Below are 17,375 nucleotides of genomic sequence, written 5' to 3'. Positions count from 1 at the left end.
GGGGGGGGAGTGTGGGGGTCGTGGGTGTGTGGGTGGGGGGGTTTGGGGGGGGGGGGTGCGGGTGGGAGGTCGGCTGGTCTAGTTTTCCGCGCGGATCCGGTCCGGGCGGGCTTGGGTCTGCGCGTGAATATGTAGACCGGACGTCATATTCGTTCTTCCGGTGCCGGCTGCGGGGCGGCAGGGGATGTGGACGCCCGCGTGGGAAGTCGGCGGGGCCGACTTCTCGTGCATGAGGGGCTGCGCTTCCGGTGCTTGGGGCTTGGTGCTTGAGGCTTGGTGCGGGCGTGGGGCGCGGGCGTAGGGTCGCGGGTCGGGCCGGGATGGGCGGCGGGGAGTGGACGGGACGGGGGTGGCCGGGTGATTTCTCGGGCGCAGGCGGTGGAGGCGGGGCACCGGTGGGTCAACGGGGATCTGCCGCAGGGTGCCGGGGCGGTGCGGCGGGTGTGCACCCACGAGTTCGAGCTCGGCTGGGTGGTGTGGGCGGAGCCCGCCCGGGTGGTGGTCGACCCGCGGACGGGGGAGCGGCGGGCGCCCGAGGAGGTGGGGGCGGCCTGTGCCGTGGTGGACCGGGAGAGCGGACGGTTCACGGTGTGGCCCTCGGTGCCGGTGGACGAAGTGGTCGGGCTGTACCGGGACTCCGTGGGCGCCGGCGGCTACGATCCGACCCTCCCGCCGGCGACCGGCCGGGGTGCCCGGGCCGAGCTGACCTACCGGGACGACACGGGTGAGGAACGGTCGCTGGCCCTGCGCTCCGCGGCGGGCCTGCCGCACCCGGCGCTGCGCGGCTGGTGGTGGCTGCGCGAGCAGGGTGTGGCGGCCGAGGACGTGCTCGCCGTCCGGACCGACCTGCGGATGAGCGCCCTGCCCGGCGGCTACTGGTCGTACGCGCTGACCGCCGAACTGCCCCATGCCCGGATCGACTTCGAGCTCCCGTACGGCCCGCGCTTCGACCACCGGGCCGCCGCCGTACGGGCGCTGCCCGCGTCGCCGGACGGTCCGGCCCGCAACCGGGTGCCCTTCCCCCGCGCACCGGGCAGGGCATACCCGGCGGGCGAGGCGGCCGACGAGTCCGACACCGCGCTCGCCGCCCGGCTCGCGGAGCGGTTCGGCCCGGCGGGCGTCCAGCGCTTCGAGCCGGCGGACGTCGCCCGCGCCGAACTGCCCGGGGACGCGGCCGCGTTGCTGCTGGCGGTGGGCGTCCCGGTGGCCGTGCCGGGGTTCTTCGCGCTGCACCACCCGGGCGCGGAGGCGATCGCCGACGGCACCCGCCGGGGCACCGTCCTGCCCCCGCTCGCCGCGTGGCTGGCCGAGTCCGGGCGCGGCACCCGGGCGGCCGAGCGGGAGCGCCTGGCGCTCGCCGGGCAGTTGGTGCTGGGGACGGACGGCTGGGCGCTGCTGGCCCTCGGCCCGGTGGACGGCGCCGTCCGGGCGGTGGACCCGGACTACGCGACCGTCCGTCACTGCAATGAGAGCCTGCGCGCCTTCGTCCGCTGCCTGGAGGTGTTCGCCGGCTGGTGGCCCGCTCTGCGCGGGCTCGACCCGGTGGCCGCGGGCGGGGCGGTGGACGCCCTGCAACGCGCGCTGGCGGAGGTGGACGGCACGGTGTTCGCCGACCCGGAGAACTGGTGGGCCGTCATCGTGGAGCAGCTGTGGGACGGCCTGTTGTGACGGTCGGCCGTCACAACAGGTCGGCCGTCACCGGTACCGTCGCCCACCCGCACCGCCGGCACCCCGCCCACCCCGCCCACCCCGCCCACCCCGCCCACCCCGCCGGTACCCCGCCCACCCCGCCGGTACCCCGCCCGCCCGCGCGGCCACTGAGCGCCCGGACGGTCCGGGCGCGGACGACCCGGGCCGCCGGACCGCCGCCGGATGGCCGTCGGCCCCGCCGCCCGGTCCCGGACCAGCGCGAATACCGTCACACCCCCTCTCACCAGGGTCCGCATCGCGTAGCGTGGAGAGTTATGCGACTCGGTGTGCTCGACGTAGGTTCCAACACGGTCCACTTCCTCGTGGTGGACGCCCATCCGGGCGCTGCCCCGCTGCCGGCCTACTCGCACAAGGCCGAGCTGCGCCTGGCCGAGCTGCTGGACGCGGACGGCGCGATCAGCGCGGCCGGCGTCGAGCGGCTGGTCGGCCATGTGGCCTCCTCGCTGCGGGTCGCCGAGGACAAGGGCGTCGTCGACATCCTCCCGTTCGCCACCTCCGCCGTGCGCGAGGCGGCGAACGGCGAGGAGGTGCTGCGCCGGGTGGCCGCCGAGACCGGCGTCGAGCTGCGCGTGCTCTCCGGGCAGGACGAGGCCCGGCTCACCTTCCTGGCCGTCCGCCGCTGGTTCGGCTGGTCCTCGGGCCGGCTGCTCAACCTGGACATCGGCGGCGGCTCGCTGGAGATCGCCTGCGGCCTGGACGAGCAGCCGGACGTCGCCTGCTCGCTGCCGCTGGGCGCCGGCCGGCTGACCGCCCGCTGGCTGCCGGGCGACGTCGCCGACCCGGAGGTGCTGCGCGAGCTGAGACGACACATCCGGGCCGAGCTGGCCGCCGTGGTCGGCGAGATCAACCGCCTCGGCCCGCCGCGGCACGCGGTCGCCACCTCCAAGACCTTCAAGCAGCTGGCCCGGATGACGGGCGCCGCCCCCGCCGACGCGGGCCCGTACGCCGACCGCCGGCTCACCCGCAGCGGGCTGGCCTCCTGGCTGCCCCGGCTGTCCGCGATGACCGTCGCCGAGCGCGCCCAGATCCCCGGCGTCTCCGAGGGCCGGGCCAAGCAGCTGCTGGCCGGGGCGCTGGTCGCCGACGCCGCGATGGACCTGTTCGGCCTGCAGGAGCTGGACGTCTGTCCGTGGGCGCTGCGTGAGGGCATCATCCTGCGCCGCCTGGACGCCATGGACAGCCCGGCCGACCGCCGCCGCCCGGCGCTCACCCCGTAGCCCGGCCGCGCCCGGGCGCCGGGCGCGGCGGAGTGCCGGCCGTCGATCGACCGCGGCCGGGTCGACGTGCCGATGGTCACTGCGCCGGTCATCCCGCCCCGTTCGCAGCGTGCTCCGCTTACGCTGTCTCCCGTGGTGCAACCAGCGGGCGAGGACGGAACGCAGGAGGGCCGCACTCCCGGGAGCGGGCAGTCGCGGTCGGACGGTCCGCGCCGCCGGCTCGGCAAGGCGGTCACGGGCGCCACCGCCGCCCAGGCCGCCAAGCAGGCCGCGAAGGCCGTCAAGGCCGCCCAGCGCACCGCGAAGACGGCAGCGGCGAAGACCGCGAAGCCGACCGCGGCGGGTCCGGCGAAGACGGCTAACACGGCGACCACGGCGGACACGGCGAAGACGGCCACCGCACGGAAGCGCACCGCACAGCAGCACACCGCACGGAAGCGCACCGCACAGCAGCACACCGCGCAGAAGCACGCCGCGCAGCAGCCCGCCACCGGGAAGGGCACCCCGAACAGGGCCGCCGCGAAGCCCGTCCCGAAGGAGACCCGCACCGCCCGGGCCGCCGGCGCCGCCAAGGCCGCCGTCCAGTCCGTCCGCTCGGTCAAGGCCGCCAAGCGCGACGCCGCCCGCCCGCCGCTGCTGCGCACCACCGACCGGCTGGTGCTGCCCCGGCACCCGGCGCTGCACATCCCCGACACCAAGGTGGTGCTGTCCACCGCCTCGGTGTACCCGGCGAGCACCGCCGTGGCCTTCGAGCTGGCCGCCAAGCTCGGCTACGACGGGGTCGAGGTGATGGTGTGGAACGACCCGGTCAGCCAGGACATCGACGCCCTGCGCCGGCTCTCCGACGCCCACCGGCTGCCGATCCTGGCCGTGCACGCGCCGTGCCTGTTGATCACCCAGCGGGTGTGGACCACCGACCCGTGGACGAAGCTGGTCCGGGCCCGGGCGGCGGCCGAGAAGCTGGGCGCGAGCGCGGTGGTCGTCCACCCGCCGTTCCGCTGGCAGCGCCAGTACGCCAAGGAGTTCGTCGAGGGCATCAACCGGATGGCGGGCGAGACGGACGTCCGCTTCGCCGTCGAGAACATGTACCCGTGGCGCTACCGCGACCGCGAGATGCTCGCGTACGCGCCGGGCTGGGACGTCACCGACGAGGACTACCGGCACTTCACGATCGACCTCTCGCACGCCGCCACCTCCCGGATCGACACCTTCGCGATGGTCGAGCGGATGGGCGACCGGCTCGCCCACGTCCACCTGGCCGACGGCAGCGGTTCCGGCAAGGACGAGCACCTGATCCCCGGCCGCGGCAAGCAGCCCTGCGCCGAGCTGCTGGAGCACCTCGCCCGCACCGGTTTCGACGGCCACGTGGTGCTGGAGGTCAACACCCGGCGCGCGGCCTCCCCCGCCGAACGCGAGGCCGATCTGGCCGAGGCCCTCGCTTTTACCCGCTTGCACCTGGCCACCCCCTCGCGCGTACGCTGAGCCGTCCGGCCGGATCGGGCGCGAACCGCCCTGTCGAGGGGGAGAAGTGACGAACGATCAGAACGCCGGTGGGGCCGGCGGCTTCAGTGAGGTCCGCAACTTCCGCGAGCTGGCCGGGAGCTTCGGCGCGGTGGCCGCCGCGTACGACCGCGGCCGCCCCGGCTATCCGGAGGGGCTGTTCGACGAGCTGGAGCGGCTCTGGGGCCGCGGGCTCAAGGGCGCCCGGGTCCTGGACGTCGGCGCCGGCACCGGCATCGCCACCCGTCTGCTGGCCGCCCGCGGCGCGGACGTCGTCGGGGTCGAGCCCTCCGCCGGGATGGCCGCGCAGTTCCAGGCCGTCTCGCCGGACCTGCCGCTGGTCCGCGGCGTCGGCGACGACCTGCCGTTCCACGACGGCTCCGCCGACCTGGTCACCTACGCCCAGGCCTTCCACTGGACGCACCCCGAGAAGTCCGTCCCCGAGGCGCTGCGGGTGCTGCGGCCGGGCGGCGCCGTCGCGGCCTGGTGGAACGTCTTCGACGAGAGCGTCCCGTGGGTGCGCGCCCGGGACGAGCGGCTGTGGGCGGCGCTGTCGGGCCGCTACCACGGCTACCGCCGGATCGCCGAGCTGACGGTGCCCTTCGCCGCCGCCGGGCTGGAGGTCTCCCGTGCCGAGCTGCGCTGGCGGCGGCAGGTGCCGGTCGAGCAGGTGGTCGACAACCTCACCTCGCGCTCCTACTTCGCCTCGCTGGACCCGGAGCGGCGCGAACCGCTGCTCGCCGCCGAGCGCGCGGCGCTGCTGGCCGAGTTCCCGGACGGGCAGGTGGTCGAGCCGTACGTCCTGGACCTCACCGTGGCCGTCAAGCGGGACTGACCGGGGAGGCCCGCCGCCTGCCCGCATCGCGGACGGAGCGTCCGCCGGCCGGACGGCGGGCGTAGGCTCGGTACCCACAGCGGCCCCCGGACCCTCCCAGCAGCGGGGTGCCCGCGAGAGCCCCGAAGGAGTGGAGCACAGTGCCCGAGCTGAGGTCCCGTACGGTCACCCACGGTCGCAACATGGCAGGCGCCCGGGCGCTTCTCCGGGCGGCCGGCGTAGCCCGCGAGGACTTCGGCAAGCCGATCATCGCGGTCGCCAACTCCTTCACCGAGTTCGTGCCCGGGCACACCCACCTCCAGCCGGTCGGCCGGATCGTCTCCGGGGCGATCAAGCGGGCGGGCGGCATCCCGCGCGAGTTCAACACGATCGCCGTGGACGACGGCATCGCGATGGGCCACGGCGGCATGCTCTACTCGCTGCCCTCGCGGGACCTGATCGCCGACTCGGTCGAGTACATGGTGAACGCGCACTGCGCCGACGCCCTGATCTGCATCTCGAACTGCGACAAGATCACCCCGGGCATGCTGATGGCCGCGCTGCGTCTGAACATCCCGACCGTCTTCGTCTCCGGCGGCCCGATGGAGGCCGGCAAGGCCACCCTGGTCGACGGCACGGTGCGCAAGCTCGACCTGGTCGACGCGATCTCCCAGGCGGTCAACGAGAACGTCTCCGACGAGGACATCGCGATCATCGAGGAGAACGCCTGTCCCACCTGCGGTTCGTGCTCCGGCATGTTCACCGCCAACTCGATGAACTGCCTGACCGAGGCGATCGGCCTCTCGCTGCCGGGCAACGGTTCGGTGCTCGCCACCCACACCGCCCGCCGCGCCCTCTACGAGGACGCCGGCCGGACCGTCGTCGAGATCACCAACCGCCACTACGGCCAGGACGACGCCTCGGTGCTGCCCCGGGCGATCGCCACCCGCGCCGCCTTCGAGAACGCCATGGCCCTGGACATCGCCATGGGCGGCTCGACCAACACCATCCTGCACCTGCTCGCCGCCGCCCAGGAGGCCGAGCTGGACTTCGACCAGCGGGCCATCGACGCGATCTCCCGCAAGGTGCCCTGCCTGTCCAAGGTCGCGCCGAACGGCTCGTACTACATGGAGGACGTGCACCGGGCCGGCGGCATCCCGGCCATCCTCGGCGAGCTGTACCGGGGCGGGCTGCTCAACGAGGACGTCCACACCGTGCACGCCGACTCGCTCGCCGAGTGGCTCAAGACCTGGGACGTGCGCGGCGGTTCGCCCTCCGCGGAGGCCGTCGAGCTGTGGCACGCCGCTCCCGGCTGCGTCCGCTCCGCCGAGGCCTTCTCGCAGTCCGAGCGCTGGGAGTCGCTGGACACCGACTCCGCCAAGGGCTGCATCCGCAGCGTCGAGCACGCCTACTCGGTCGAGGGCGGCCTGGCCGTGCTGTACGGCAATCTCGCCGAGGACGGCTGCATCGTGAAGACCGCCGGCGTGGACGAGTCGATCTGGACCTTCAGCGGTCCGGCCGTCGTGGTCGAGTCCCAGGAGGACGCGGTCGAGGCGATCCTCGCCAAGCGGGTCAAGGAGGGCGACGTCGTCGTCATCCGCTACGAGGGCCCCAAGGGCGGCCCGGGCATGCAGGAGATGCTCTACCCGACCTCCTTCCTCAAGGGCCGGGGTCTGGGCAAGGCCTGCGCGCTGGTCACCGACGGCCGCTTCTCCGGCGGCACCTCGGGCCTGTCCATCGGCCACGCCTCCCCGGAGGCGGCCTCCGGCGGCACCATCGCGCTGGTCGAGGACGGCGACACCATCGCCATCGACATCCCCGGCCGCCGGATCTCCCTGGAGGTCCCGGACGAGGTCCTGGCGGAGCGCCGCCGGACCCTGGAGGCCGCGGGCGGCTACCGGCCGAAGAACCGCGACCGGCAGGTCAGCCAGGCCCTGCGCGCCTACGCCGCGATGGCCACCTCCGCCGACAGGGGCGCCGTCCGCGACGTGTCCAAGCTCGGCTGACCCGGCCGGGCCCGCACGGAACGGCACCGGGCCCGAACGGAACGCGGCCGGGTCCGCACGGAACGGCACCGGGCCCGAACGGAACGCGGCCGGGTCCGCACGGAACGGCACCGGGCCCGAACGGAACGCGGCCGGGCCCGCACGGAACGAGGAGGAGCCGTCCCACCGGCCGGGACGGCTCCTCCGCCGTGTGCGGCGGTCGGGTGATAATCGACGGCGTGAGCGAGCAGCCCCCCACCCCCGCCCCCACTCCCGTCGGCGCCCCCGAGCCGGAGCCGATCCGCTGGTTCGGCACCAGCTGGCTGAACCGGGACAACGGCTACTGGCCGCGCCGGGTCGCCGTGTCGATCGGCGCCCTGGTCGCGGCGGCCGCCGTGGTGCTGCTGCTGCGCTTCGGCATCGAGGGCATCGCCCTCTCCGACAACGGCACGTTCCTCAACGGGCTGCTGACCGCCGCCATCGCGGTCTGCTCGATGATGGCCGTGCGGCGCACCTGGAAGGTGCTCACCGAGGGCAAGGACCAGCTGACCGGCTGGATGGCCGAGGAGAAGTCGCTCGGCGCGGTCTGGCTGATCGGCGGGGCCGGCTCGCTGCTCGCCTACTTCGCCCGCAGCCTGGTCGAGGCCCCCGGCGAGGCGGTCCGGCGGGCCGCCTACGAGCGGGCCGTCGCCCAGTACGAGAAGCGCCAGGCGGGCCGCAGCCGCCGGCCCGACGCCAAGGCGCCGGGCCGGGCCAAGCGCAAGCGCTGACGCCTCCTGCCACCGGACCCTAGGTCCGGCTGACGCTGCCGCACTGGTCGGCCGGGGTGATGTCCTTGCTCCGGTCGTACGGGTCGGTGGTCGGGCCGCCCGGTGCCGGGTCGTGGCTGGTGAACTGCTGGAACTGCGGGTGCAGGAAGCCGTCGTAGACGTCGCAGGCGCTGTTGCCCGCGTCCCACTGGGTCTTGGCGAACACCAGCTTCTTCGCGTCGACCTTGTAGTGCTTCGGGTCGTAGAAGCGGACGTCGTCGACCTTGCGCACGATGGTGCGGGTCGTCCAGGTGTCGCCGTTGTCGGTGGCGGCGGCCCGGGTGACCAGGCCGACCGGCTTGGCGGTGCCGCCCGGCGCGGTGTCCGGGGTGCGGCGGCGGGACGAGGCCAGCTTCTCCGCGTCCGGGCCCGGCTGCAGCGGGTAGACGAAGGTGAAGTCGGTGTGCACCAGCACGCCGCCGTCACCGTCCTCCTCGAAGCTGATCCGGCCCTGGACCTTGACGGTGGTGCCCACCAGGGCGGCCTCGCGCGGGTCGAAGCGGGTGAACCAGCTGGTCGGGTCGGTCTCCTTGGCGGGGTGGTCGAGGGCGGCGACGGCGTTGGCCCGTTCCTGGCGGTCGAGCATCGCCAGGGCGGCGTCCGGACGGGCTCCCGCGATCACCCGGGGGTCGAGGTTGGAGGCCGTCAGGTAGTCCTTGACCGACTGGAGCTGGGCGGCGACCTCGTCGGCCGAGAAGACGCCGACGGCCTTGGCCTCGGGCAGCACGAAGGCCTCCGGGCCGTTCGGCCAGCCCTCGGCGGGGGAGCCCTTCCAGGGGTGGTCCACGGTCGGCTGGTCGTCGGGGGTGGCCGGCGGTGCCGAGGTCGGCCTGGCGGTCTCCGGGGCGACGGTGGGCACCGGGGTGGCGGAGGAGTTCTTCCAGACGTGGTCCGAGAACCATGTGCGCAGCCCGTCGACGTTCAGGACGGAGAGCACCACCGCGACGGTCAGCGCCACGAGCACAGGTGTGCGCCAGCCGCGCCGGCTCGGGCGGCGGGGGTTGCCCCACGGGTCGAGCGCGGCGGGCTTCGGCTTGCGCCCGAACCGGCCCTTGGGCGCGGACGGGCCGTCGTTGACCGAGCGGCGGCCGCCCGGGTCGACCGGCGGGGTGTGCTTCCACCGGGCGGACAGCATGCGGGTGCGCCCGCTCTGCTCCTTGACGGTGGCCCCGCGGACGAATTCCTCGTCCAGGACGAGGTCGGCGAACGGGTCCTTCCCGCCCGCCTCGCGGCCCGTCTCGGGGCGCGGTTCCGGATCTTCGGCTGTCGGCATCGCGCCAGTATGCCGACAGGGTGTGACGGTCCGTTGATCGGGGGCACACTTCGTGGTGAACGCGTGTGCGTGATCCGTGGGATCGGTGTCGTTTGTCCGGAAACGGGCAGGCCGCGGGTGGCCGTCAGCCCTTGCCGCGGGCCTGCTTGACCGACCCGACCACCCCGGCGATCGCCAGCAGGAGGCCGGCCGGCAGCAGCGAGAGGAAGAAGGCGCCGAACAGGCCCTCGTCGCCGAGGAACAGCTGGGCCAGCGTGTTCAGTGCCAGCAGGCCGCCGGCCGCCGGGAGCGCGGACTGCCACGGGTGCTCGTTCGCCCAGCGGCGCAGTCGCCGGTCGGTGGTGTCGCGCCGCAGTTGGCCGCCGACGGTGCCGACCAGGAAGAAGAAGAACAGGCCCCAGCCGGCCGGTGAGGCCAGCATGCTCAGCGACCAGTTCCCGGAGATCGCCTCGATCCCCAGGGCCGTCGCCCCCACCACCGCACCGACCCCCGCGGCGGTCCGCCACGGGCCCACGGTCGCCGAGGCGACGGCGAGTTGCCGGTTCTCACGTCGGGACATTTCGTCGTGTGCCATGACTCCACGGTGCGCTCCCCGGAGCCGGGAGGCCATAGGGGAAACCCCCGAGTTCTCTCCCTAGGGGCAAGGGTCGTTCGGGTCCGTGGCGACCACGGGTCGGACGGTCCCCGCGTGTGCCGGTGGGCGGTGCGAGGATGGCCGCAGTACCGAGGCAAGGAGCGGACGATGGGCAGCAGCGCAGCACACGGACAGAAGATCGCCTTCCTGGGCACCGGCAAGATCGGGGAGGCCCTGCTCTCCGGTCTGCTGCGCGCGGGCAAGGATCCGGCCGATGTCCTGGTGACCGCCCGCCGCCCGGAGCGGGCGGCCGAACTCGCGGCCCGCTACGGCGTGGTGGCCGTCTCCAACGCCGAGGCCGCCAAGCTCGCCGACACCCTGATCCTGGCGGTCAAGCCGCAGGACATGGGCGCCCTGCTGGAGGAGCTGGCCCCGCACGTCGGCGCGGACCGGCTGGTGATCTCGGCCGCGGCCGGCGTCCCCACCGCCTGGTTCGAGGAGCGGCTGGCGGCGGGCACCCCGGTGGTCCGGGTGATGCCCAACACCCCGGTCCTGGTGGACGAGGGGATGAGCGTCATCTCGGCCGGTTCGCACGCGGGGGAGGAGCACCTGGTGCGCGCCGAGGAGATCTTCAGCTCGGTCGGCAAGGCGCTGCGGCTGCCCGAGTCCCAGCAGGACGCGGCCACCGCGCTCTCCGGCTCCGGTCCGGCCTACTTCTACTTCCTGGTCGAGGCGATGACCGACGCCGGCATCCTGCTCGGGCTGCCCCGGCAGGTGGCGCACGACCTGATCGTGCAGTCCGCGATCGGCGCCTCGGTGATGCTGCGCGACTCCGGCGAGCACCCGGTGAAGCTGCGCGAGGCGGTCACCTCCCCGGCCGGCACCACCATCGCGGCGATCCGCGAGCTGGAGAACCACGGGGTGCGGGCCGCGCTGCTCGGCGCCCTGGAGGCGGCGCGGGACCGCTCCCGGGAGTTGGCCTCCGGCGGGAAATGACCGCTGCGCGACCCCTCCCGTAATCGCGGCGCACCCCCTACGCTCTCGCCAACATCGTCCTACCGGTCGGTAGCGAGGTCTGCGAGGTCCGTGTGGAGTCCGCCTGGAGGTCCGCTTGAGTGCCGCACCGTCCGCAGGGCCCGTCCCGTCCGCCGCGGCGCCCGGTCTGCGCGTGGGGCGGGCGGCGCTCGCCGTCAGCTTCCTGCTCCAGGGCGTCACCTTCGCCCTGCTGGTCACCTGCATCCCGGAGATCCAGCACCGGTACGGGCTGAGCGACGGGCTGCTGCCGGTCTTCCTGGCCGCGGTGCCGGTTCTGGCCGGGGTCGGTTCGATCGTCTCCGAGCAGTTGGTGAAGCGCGCCGGCGCACGGACCGTGCTGCGGGTGGTCCAGCCCGCCGTCTGCCTCAGCCTGGCGGCCGCCGGACTGGGCGGCACGCTGTGGCAACTCGCCCTGGCCCTCGGCGCGTTCGGGCTGCTGGTGGGCGCGCTGGACGCCAGTATGAACATGCTCGGGGTGGGGCTCCAGCACCGCTACGGCCGCTCGATCATGATCGGCTTCCATGCGGCGTTCAGCCTCGGCGGCATCCTCGGCGCGGCCCTGGCGGGCCTCGGCTCGCACTACGACCTCGGGCTGCCGGTGCTGTTCGGCACGGCCGCCGCGGTGATCGCCCCGCTCGCCCTGCTGACCGGCGGCCTGCTCGCCGGCCCGGCCGAACTCGGCGACGCCGTCCGGGAGGCCGCGGAGGCCGCCGCCCGGTCCGTCCCCTGGCGTCCGCTGCTGCCGCTCTGCCTGGCGATGGCCTTCGCGTACATCGCGGACGCCTCGGTCTCCAACTACAGCGTCAAGTACCTCACCGACGGGCTGGGCAGCCGGGAGGACCTCGCCAAGCTCTCCTACCTGGGCTACATGGTCGCGATGCTGCTCGGCCGGGCACTGGGCGACCGCGCGGTGCAGCGCTTCGGCGCCGTCCCGGTGGTCCGTGCCGGTGCCGCGCTGGCCGCGCTCGGCTTCGGGCTGGCCGCGGTCGCGCCCGGCGCCTGGGCGGGCATCGCCGCCTTCACCGTGCTGGGCTTCGGCATCTGCGCGATCATCCCGCAGGTGTTCGCGGCCGGCGGCCGGCTCTTCCCGGCCGACTCCGATGCCGCGGTGGCCCGGCTCAACCTCTTCAACTACGTGGGGTTCCTGCTGGGTTCGCCGCTGGTCGGGGCGATCGCGGACGCCGCTTCGTACCGCTGGGCGCTGCTCGCCCCGATGCTGCTGGTGCTCGCCGTCCTGCCGCTGGCCGACCGCTTCGCCCCGGAGCCCGCCCCGGAACCCGCCCCGGCCCCCGCCGTCGGGTGACGGCGGGGGCGGTCGACGGGACGTGGGGTCAGCTGATCACGGTCTGGAGCTCGGGCACTCCGTAGGTCCAGCCCTGGTCCTTGGCCGTGCCGTTGCCGACCTGGCCGAACTCGTAGTAGACGTACGGCGCCCAGTTCAGCGTGTACGGCGCGGTGCCCCACGCCGGGGTGTCGGTGATCTTGACGGTGAGCGTGACGCTCTTCGTCGCCCCGGGCGCGATCGGCGCGTTGAAGTGGAAGTTGGCGCTGTTCCCGTTGATCGCGCAGTCGGAGGTGTCACCGGTGCAGCTGAGGACGGTGAACGCTCCGGCCTGCGTGTTGGCCGGCCAGGTCGGCTGGACGGCCTCGTAGGCGAAGTAGATGGGACTGGTCTCACTGTTGGTGAGCGACAGCGTCAGGGTCAGCTGGTCTCCCGCCTTCGCCGTCGACTTGTCGACCGCGAAGGTGGTGCCGCTGACCGCGGCGGAGGCCGGCTGGGCGGCGAAGAAGACGCCAAAACCCAGTATTGCAGCGAGAATTACCCCAAGGCGTTGCACGCTGAATGGCTTCATGGCGGAGAGGATATGGAGTCGCAAAGCGTTTGTCTGCACCGCCTCAACACCCGCCTCCACAGCTGCCCCACAACTTCCGTAGTTTCATTGCGCACCCCGCGCCCGGCGGCTCCCGCGAGTGCCGCCCCGGCGCGCCCTGAGGGCGGTCCGGCCACCGCCACCCGCTACGGTGGAGGCCATGCCCGAAGCCGAGCGTGACACCCCCTGCGGCCTGCACCTCTTCTGGGACGAGGCCGTCACCGCCTACGACTTCGGCCCCGGCCACCCGATGGACCCGACCCGGCTGGCCCTCACCATGCGCCTGGTCGAGGCCCTCGGACTGAGCACCGGCCCCGGGGTGACCGTCCGCTCCGCGCCGCCAGCCGGCGAGTCCACCCTCCGGCTGGTGCACACCCGGGAGTACGTCGAGGCGGTCCGGAACGCCGCCGCCCATCCCGAGCGCTCCGACCCGCTGCACGGACTGGGCACCGACGACAACTGGTCCTTCCCGGCGATCCACTCGGCCTCGGCACTGATCGCCGGCCAGTCCGTCGCCGCCGCCGAGGCCGTCTGGCGCGGCGAGACCCCGCACGCCGTCAACTTCAGCGGCGGGCTGCACCACGCGATGCCCGGCAAGGCCTCCGGCTTCTGCGTCTACAACGACCCGGCGCTGGCCATCGCCCGGCTGCTCGAACTCGGCGCCGAGCGGGTCGCCTACGTCGACGTGGACGTCCACCACGGCGACGGCGTCCAGGCGGCCTTCTGGAACGACCCCCGGGTGCTCACCGTCTCGCTGCACGAGCACCCCGCCACGCTCTTCCCGCAGACCGGCTGGTCGATCGAGACCGGCGGCGAGGACGCCCCCGGCTCCGCCGCCAACCTGCCGCTGCCCGCGGGCACCGGCGACGCCGGCTGGCTGCGCGCCTTCCACGCCCTGGTGCCCGAACTGCTCGACGCGTTCCGGCCACAGGTCCTGGTCACCCAGCACGGCGCCGACACCCACCTGGAGGACCCGCTCGCCCACCTCGCCGTCACCGTGGACGCCCAGCGGCTGATCGCCGAGGCGCTGCACGACCTCGCCCACCAGTACGCCGGCGGTCGCTGGGTGGCCACCGGCGGGGGCGGCTACGCCGTGGTGGACGTCGTCCCGCGCACCTGGACCCACCTGGTCGCCACCGCCGCCGCCCGGCCCGTCGACCCGGCCACCGAGACCCCCGAGTCCTGGCGCGCCGAGGTCTACCGCCGCACCCGCCGCCCGGCCCCGCTGCGGATGACCGACGGCGCCCGCCCCGCCTGGCGCGACTTCGACTCGGGTTACGATCCGGCCGACCGGCTCGATCAGGCCATCCTCGCCACCCGGCGGGCGGTGTTCCCCCAGCACGGGCTGCTGGCCTGAACCCGCCGCCCTGGTCAGGCCGTGCGTACGCCGGGCGGTGCCATCGGCCGATCGGCTACGTACTGCAACGGTCCTATCTCTCACCGTACGAGGACTGCACTTCCCCTCTTCCCACTGGTACCACCCATAACTACTCTGGGGATACACGTGTGCCGGTGGAGTCACCGGAGGGGAAGCCGGTGCCTTGCACACGGGTAAGGGTCGGGTGATGGTCATGAGTTCCGTCGAGCGCCCCCTTCAGGAAGTCGTCTTCCTGACCGTGGCGGAGGTCGCCGCGGTCATGCGGGTGTCCAAGATGACGGTGTACCGACTGGTGCACAGCGGAGAGCTGCCGGCCATCCGGGTCGGACGGTCCTTCCGGGTGCCCCAGCAGGCGGTGCACGAGTACCTCAAGGAGTCCTACGTGCGGCTCGAGAGCGCGTAGCGGCGGCGCGCGGGTGCGGGGTCCACACCGGTGGGCGCCGCACCCGTTCGCCGGGGATTTCCCCCGAGTTTCCCGGTATCGGGGAGCACGATTACGGCCTTAGCACCGTGGACGGTAGGCTAGGCCCTCACGTCAGTCGTATGGACTCCGTCTCTCACGGGCGAGAGTCTCAGTGAGCGAGGGTTGTTCCGTGGGCTCTGTCATCAAGAAGCGTCGCAAGCGTATGGCCAAGAAGAAGCACCGCAAGCTTCTGAAGAGGACCCGCGTTCAGCGTCGCAACAAGAAGTAAGCGCCCCCGGCCGCGCCTAGCGCGCCCAGCGCTTCCACCGCCCGTCCAGCCCCTCGTGGTCTGGGCGGGCGGTGTCATTTCACGGCCCGGCAGGGCGGCGCGGTACGGTGCACGCAGGCCGCTCGGGCCGGGGAACGGGGGCAACACCGTGGGCGTGGTCGTGCTCGTCACCGGCGTGGCGCGCCATCTCGGTGCCCGCTTCGTCGCCGAGGTCCGCCGCCGGCCGGGCGTGGACCTGGTGGTCGGCGTGGACGTGCAGCCGCCCCGACTGCCGCCCGAGGAGCCGGCCGGGCCGGCCGCCCCGTACCGCTTCCACCAGCTCGACCTGCGCCGCCCGGCGCTCTCCCGGGTGCTCGCCGAGCACCGGGTGGACACCGTGGTGCACCTCAGCGTCAGCGCCACCGGCCTGGGCTCCACCAACCGCTCCGCGGTGAAGGAGTCCAACGTGATCGGCACCATGCAGCTGCTCGGCGCCTGCCAGAAGGCCCCCGGGGTGCGCCGGCTGGTGGTGAAGTCCACCACCGGCGTCTACGGATCCGCGCCCCGCGACCCGGCGGTGTTCAGCGAGCGGATGCAGCCCAAGGACCCGCCCGGCGGCGGCTTCGCCAAGGACGCGGCGGAGGTCGAGGGCTATGTGCGCGGCTTCGCCCGGCGCCGCCCGGACGTCGCGGTGACGGTGCTGCGCTTCGCCAACATCGTCGGCCCGGACGCGGACACCCCGCTCAGCGAGTACTTCGCGCTGCCCGTGCTCCCGACCGTGCTCGGCTACGACCCGCGGCTGCAGTTCGTGCACGAGGACGACGCCGTCGCGGTGCTCTGCCGGGCCGCCGACGAGCCCGCGCCGGGCACCGTCAACACCGGGACCTTCAACGTGGCGGGGGAGGGCGTCCTGCTGCTCTCCCAGTGCGCCCGCCGGCTCGGCCGGCCCACCCTGCCGCTGCTGCTGCCCGCGGTCAGCTGGATGGCCGTGCTGGCCCGGCAGACCCGGCTGGTCGACGTCTCGCCCGAGCAGCTGCGGCTGCTCACCCACGGCCGGGTGGTGGACACCGCGCGGCTGCGCGACACCTTCGGCTACCGCCCGGCGTTCGGCACCCCGGAGGCCTTCGCCGACTTCGCCGCCGCGCAGGGGCCGGGTCTGCTGCCGCCCGAGCGGCTGGCCGCCGTCACCGACCGGCTGACGGCCCTGCTCGGCCCGGAAGGGGCCGCCCCCGCGGGGCCGGCCGCCGGACCGGACGCCGTACCGAACCGCCCCCGCCCACCGAGGAGCTGAACCCGCGATGAGTGCCGCAGCCGAGAACGCGTCGGGCGAGGCCAAGGTCATCCCGATCGAGTCCGCCCCCAGCTGGACCTCGCCCGAGGGGCCGAAACTGGCCGACCGGCTCGCCGAGGCCGTCGGCGGCGTGCTGTCCGGGCCGCTCGGCCCGGCCGCCACCGGGCTGTTCGGCAAGGGCTGGGAGGGCCGTGCCGCCGAGCGGCTGGCCTTCCTGCGCCGCCGGGTGACCGGCGACTACGAGGTGGACGAGTTCGGCTTCGACCGGGAGCTCACCGAGGAGGTGCTGCTCTCGCTGCTGCGCCCGCTGGCCGAGAAGTACTTCCGGATCGACGTCCAGGGCGTGGAGCACATCCCGGCCGAGGGCGGCGCGCTGATCGTCGCCAACCACTCCGGCACGATCCCGCTGGACGCCCTGATGACCCAGGTGGTCATCCACGACCACCACCCCGCCCGGCGGCACCTGCGGATGCTCGCCGCCGACCTGGTCTTCGTGCTGCCCGGCGTCAACGAGCTGGCCCGCAAGGCCGGCCACACGCTGGCCTGCAACGAGGACGCCCAGGCCCTGCTGGAGCGCGGCGAGGTCGTCGGGGTCTGGCCGGAGGGCTTCAAGGGGATCGGCAAGCCGTTCTCCGAGCGCTACAAGCTCCAGCGGTTCGGCCGCGGCGGCTTCGTCGCCTCGGCGCTGCGGGCGCGGGTGCCGATCGTGCCCTGCTCGATCGTCGGGGCCGAGGAGACCTACCCGATGATCGGCAACGTGAAGACCCTGGCCCGGCTGCTGGGCCTGCCGTACGTGCCGGTCACCCCGACCTTCCCGTGGCTGGGCCCGCTCGGGGTGCTGCCGCTGCCGACCAAGTGGACGATCCGCTTCGGAGAGCCGATCGCCACCGACAGCTACCCGGTGGAGGCGGCGGACGACCCGATGCTGGTCTTCGACCTGGCCGACGAGGTGCGCGAGACCATCCAGCACACCCTCTACCAGCTGCTGGTGCAGCGGCGTTCGGTGTTCTTCTGACGGTGTTCTTCTGACGGTGTTCTTCCGGCGGCGCTCCGCCGGCGGTGCTCTTCCGGCGGGTTCGGCCGAGGAGGCCCGGGTCCTTCCGAGGAGCCGGGCCTCCACGGAAGAACCCGGGTACGGCGGGGGGGAGGGGGGGGGTGGACGCCCCCCGGGGCCCCCCCCCCCCGCCCTCCGCCCCCCAGAGATATGCACCCGGAAACAGAGCCCAAAGACGGCGGGGGAGCCCACC

General features: G+C 73.9%; 16 protein-coding genes. 13 read left to right on the top strand and 3 right to left on the bottom strand.

Annotation, left to right across the window (positions count from 1 at the left end):
• Positions 1–441: 441 nt before the first annotated feature.
• The 6 genes from ACFVGO_RS22540 to ACFVGO_RS22515 all read left to right on the top strand — a co-directional run bounded on the left by ACFVGO_RS22540 (position 442) and on the right by ACFVGO_RS22515 (position 7,996).
• The gene (locus ACFVGO_RS22540; RefSeq protein ID WP_380633600.1) at positions 442–1,668 is read left to right on the top strand and encodes an SUKH-4 family immunity protein; all 1,227 of its coding nucleotides are present in this window, start codon (positions 442–444) and stop codon (positions 1,666–1,668) included.
• Between the two features lie 296 nt (positions 1,669–1,964).
• On the top strand, positions 1,965–2,927 hold the full coding sequence (locus tag ACFVGO_RS22535; RefSeq protein WP_359902714.1) for a Ppx/GppA phosphatase family protein: 963 nt from the start codon (positions 1,965–1,967) through the stop codon (positions 2,925–2,927).
• A 678-nt stretch (positions 2,928–3,605) separates the two neighbouring features.
• Positions 3,606–4,409, top strand: a complete 804-nt coding sequence (locus ACFVGO_RS22530) for a sugar phosphate isomerase/epimerase (protein ID WP_359902899.1) — start codon at positions 3,606–3,608, stop codon at positions 4,407–4,409.
• Between the two features lie 46 nt (positions 4,410–4,455).
• Positions 4,456–5,262 (top strand): class I SAM-dependent methyltransferase, encoded by an 807-nt coding sequence (locus tag ACFVGO_RS22525; RefSeq protein WP_359902717.1) that lies wholly within the window; start codon positions 4,456–4,458, stop codon positions 5,260–5,262.
• 140 nt (positions 5,263–5,402) lie between these two features.
• The gene (gene ilvD, locus ACFVGO_RS22520; protein WP_380633597.1) at positions 5,403–7,247 is read left to right on the top strand and encodes a dihydroxy-acid dehydratase; all 1,845 of its coding nucleotides are present in this window, start codon (positions 5,403–5,405) and stop codon (positions 7,245–7,247) included.
• Between the two features lie 218 nt (positions 7,248–7,465).
• Positions 7,466–7,996 carry a hypothetical protein gene (locus ACFVGO_RS22515; protein ID WP_359902722.1) on the top strand — a complete coding sequence of 177 codons (531 nt, stop codon included), beginning with the start codon at positions 7,466–7,468 and terminating at the stop codon, positions 7,994–7,996.
• 19 nt (positions 7,997–8,015) lie between these two features.
• On the opposite strand, the gene ACFVGO_RS22510 is transcribed toward ACFVGO_RS22515, so the two are convergent.
• A complete protein-coding gene (locus tag ACFVGO_RS22510; RefSeq protein WP_380633595.1) occupies positions 8,016–9,308 on the bottom strand; it encodes a hypothetical protein in 1,293 nt (430 codons plus the stop codon).
• A gap of 124 nt (positions 9,309–9,432) precedes the next feature.
• Positions 9,433–9,882, bottom strand: coding sequence for a hypothetical protein (locus ACFVGO_RS22505; RefSeq protein ID WP_359902728.1), 450 nt, complete (start codon positions 9,880–9,882; stop codon positions 9,433–9,435).
• A 168-nt stretch (positions 9,883–10,050) separates the two neighbouring features.
• Between ACFVGO_RS22505 and proC the strand changes: the two genes are divergently transcribed.
• Entirely contained in the window at positions 10,051–10,878 is an 828-nt protein-coding gene (gene proC, locus ACFVGO_RS22500; RefSeq protein ID WP_359902730.1) for a pyrroline-5-carboxylate reductase, read from the top strand.
• Positions 10,879–10,993: 115 nt separating this feature from the next.
• A complete protein-coding gene (locus tag ACFVGO_RS22495) occupies positions 10,994–12,220 on the top strand; it encodes an MFS transporter (RefSeq protein ID WP_380633592.1) in 1,227 nt (408 codons plus the stop codon).
• 28 nt (positions 12,221–12,248) lie between these two features.
• Here ACFVGO_RS22495 and ACFVGO_RS22490 read toward each other — a convergent pair whose 3' ends face one another.
• Positions 12,249–12,770, bottom strand: coding sequence for a hypothetical protein (locus ACFVGO_RS22490; protein ID WP_359902736.1), 522 nt, complete (start codon positions 12,768–12,770; stop codon positions 12,249–12,251).
• Positions 12,771–12,948: 178 nt separating this feature from the next.
• Here ACFVGO_RS22490 and ACFVGO_RS22485 point away from each other — a divergent pair, with 178 nt between their 5' ends.
• The 5 genes from ACFVGO_RS22485 to ACFVGO_RS22465 all read left to right on the top strand — a co-directional run bounded on the left by ACFVGO_RS22485 (position 12,949) and on the right by ACFVGO_RS22465 (position 17,143).
• Positions 12,949–14,145: an acetoin utilization protein AcuC gene (locus ACFVGO_RS22485; RefSeq protein WP_380351274.1), complete on the top strand. Its 1,197-nt coding sequence runs from the start codon at positions 12,949–12,951 to the stop codon at positions 14,143–14,145.
• Between the two features lie 214 nt (positions 14,146–14,359).
• Entirely contained in the window at positions 14,360–14,569 is a 210-nt protein-coding gene (locus ACFVGO_RS22480; RefSeq protein ID WP_045699258.1) for a helix-turn-helix domain-containing protein, read from the top strand.
• A gap of 190 nt (positions 14,570–14,759) precedes the next feature.
• Complete coding sequence (locus tag ACFVGO_RS22475; protein WP_003948845.1) at positions 14,760–14,858, top strand: 30S ribosomal protein bS22; 99 nt, start codon at positions 14,760–14,762, stop codon at positions 14,856–14,858.
• A 148-nt stretch (positions 14,859–15,006) separates the two neighbouring features.
• Positions 15,007–16,128, top strand: a complete 1,122-nt coding sequence (locus tag ACFVGO_RS22470) for an NAD-dependent epimerase/dehydratase family protein (RefSeq protein ID WP_359902740.1) — start codon at positions 15,007–15,009, stop codon at positions 16,126–16,128.
• 7 nt (positions 16,129–16,135) lie between these two features.
• Positions 16,136–17,143: a lysophospholipid acyltransferase family protein gene (locus ACFVGO_RS22465; protein WP_380351276.1), complete on the top strand. Its 1,008-nt coding sequence runs from the start codon at positions 16,136–16,138 to the stop codon at positions 17,141–17,143.
• The last annotated feature ends 232 nt before the right edge of the window (positions 17,144–17,375 follow it).

Origin of the sequence: Kitasatospora sp. NPDC057738, assembly GCF_042798815.1 — a bacterium.
GTDB classification, from domain to species: Bacteria; Actinomycetota; Actinomycetes; order Streptomycetales; family Streptomycetaceae; genus Kitasatospora; species Kitasatospora lactacystinica.
Note: the sequence above shows the minus strand (reverse complement) of the source record. Positions and strands in the feature narration are given on the sequence as shown.

Coding starts and splice junctions, on each gene's coding strand:
- ACFVGO_RS22535 (WP_359902714.1), top strand. CDS start 1,965: ATGCGACTCGGTGTGCTCGACGTAGGTTCCAACACGGTCCACTTCCTC.
- ACFVGO_RS22510 (WP_380633595.1), bottom strand. CDS start 9,308: ATGCCGACAGCCGAAGATCCGGAACCGCGCCCCGAGACGGGCCGCGAG.
- ACFVGO_RS22505 (WP_359902728.1), bottom strand. CDS start 9,882: ATGGCACACGACGAAATGTCCCGACGTGAGAACCGGCAACTCGCCGTC.
- proC (WP_359902730.1), top strand. CDS start 10,051: ATGGGCAGCAGCGCAGCACACGGACAGAAGATCGCCTTCCTGGGCACC.
- ACFVGO_RS22490 (WP_359902736.1), bottom strand. CDS start 12,770: ATGAAGCCATTCAGCGTGCAACGCCTTGGGGTAATTCTCGCTGCAATA.
- ACFVGO_RS22485 (WP_380351274.1), top strand. CDS start 12,949: ATGCCCGAAGCCGAGCGTGACACCCCCTGCGGCCTGCACCTCTTCTGG.
- ACFVGO_RS22480 (WP_045699258.1), top strand. CDS start 14,360: ATGAGTTCCGTCGAGCGCCCCCTTCAGGAAGTCGTCTTCCTGACCGTG.
- ACFVGO_RS22465 (WP_380351276.1), top strand. CDS start 16,136: ATGAGTGCCGCAGCCGAGAACGCGTCGGGCGAGGCCAAGGTCATCCCG.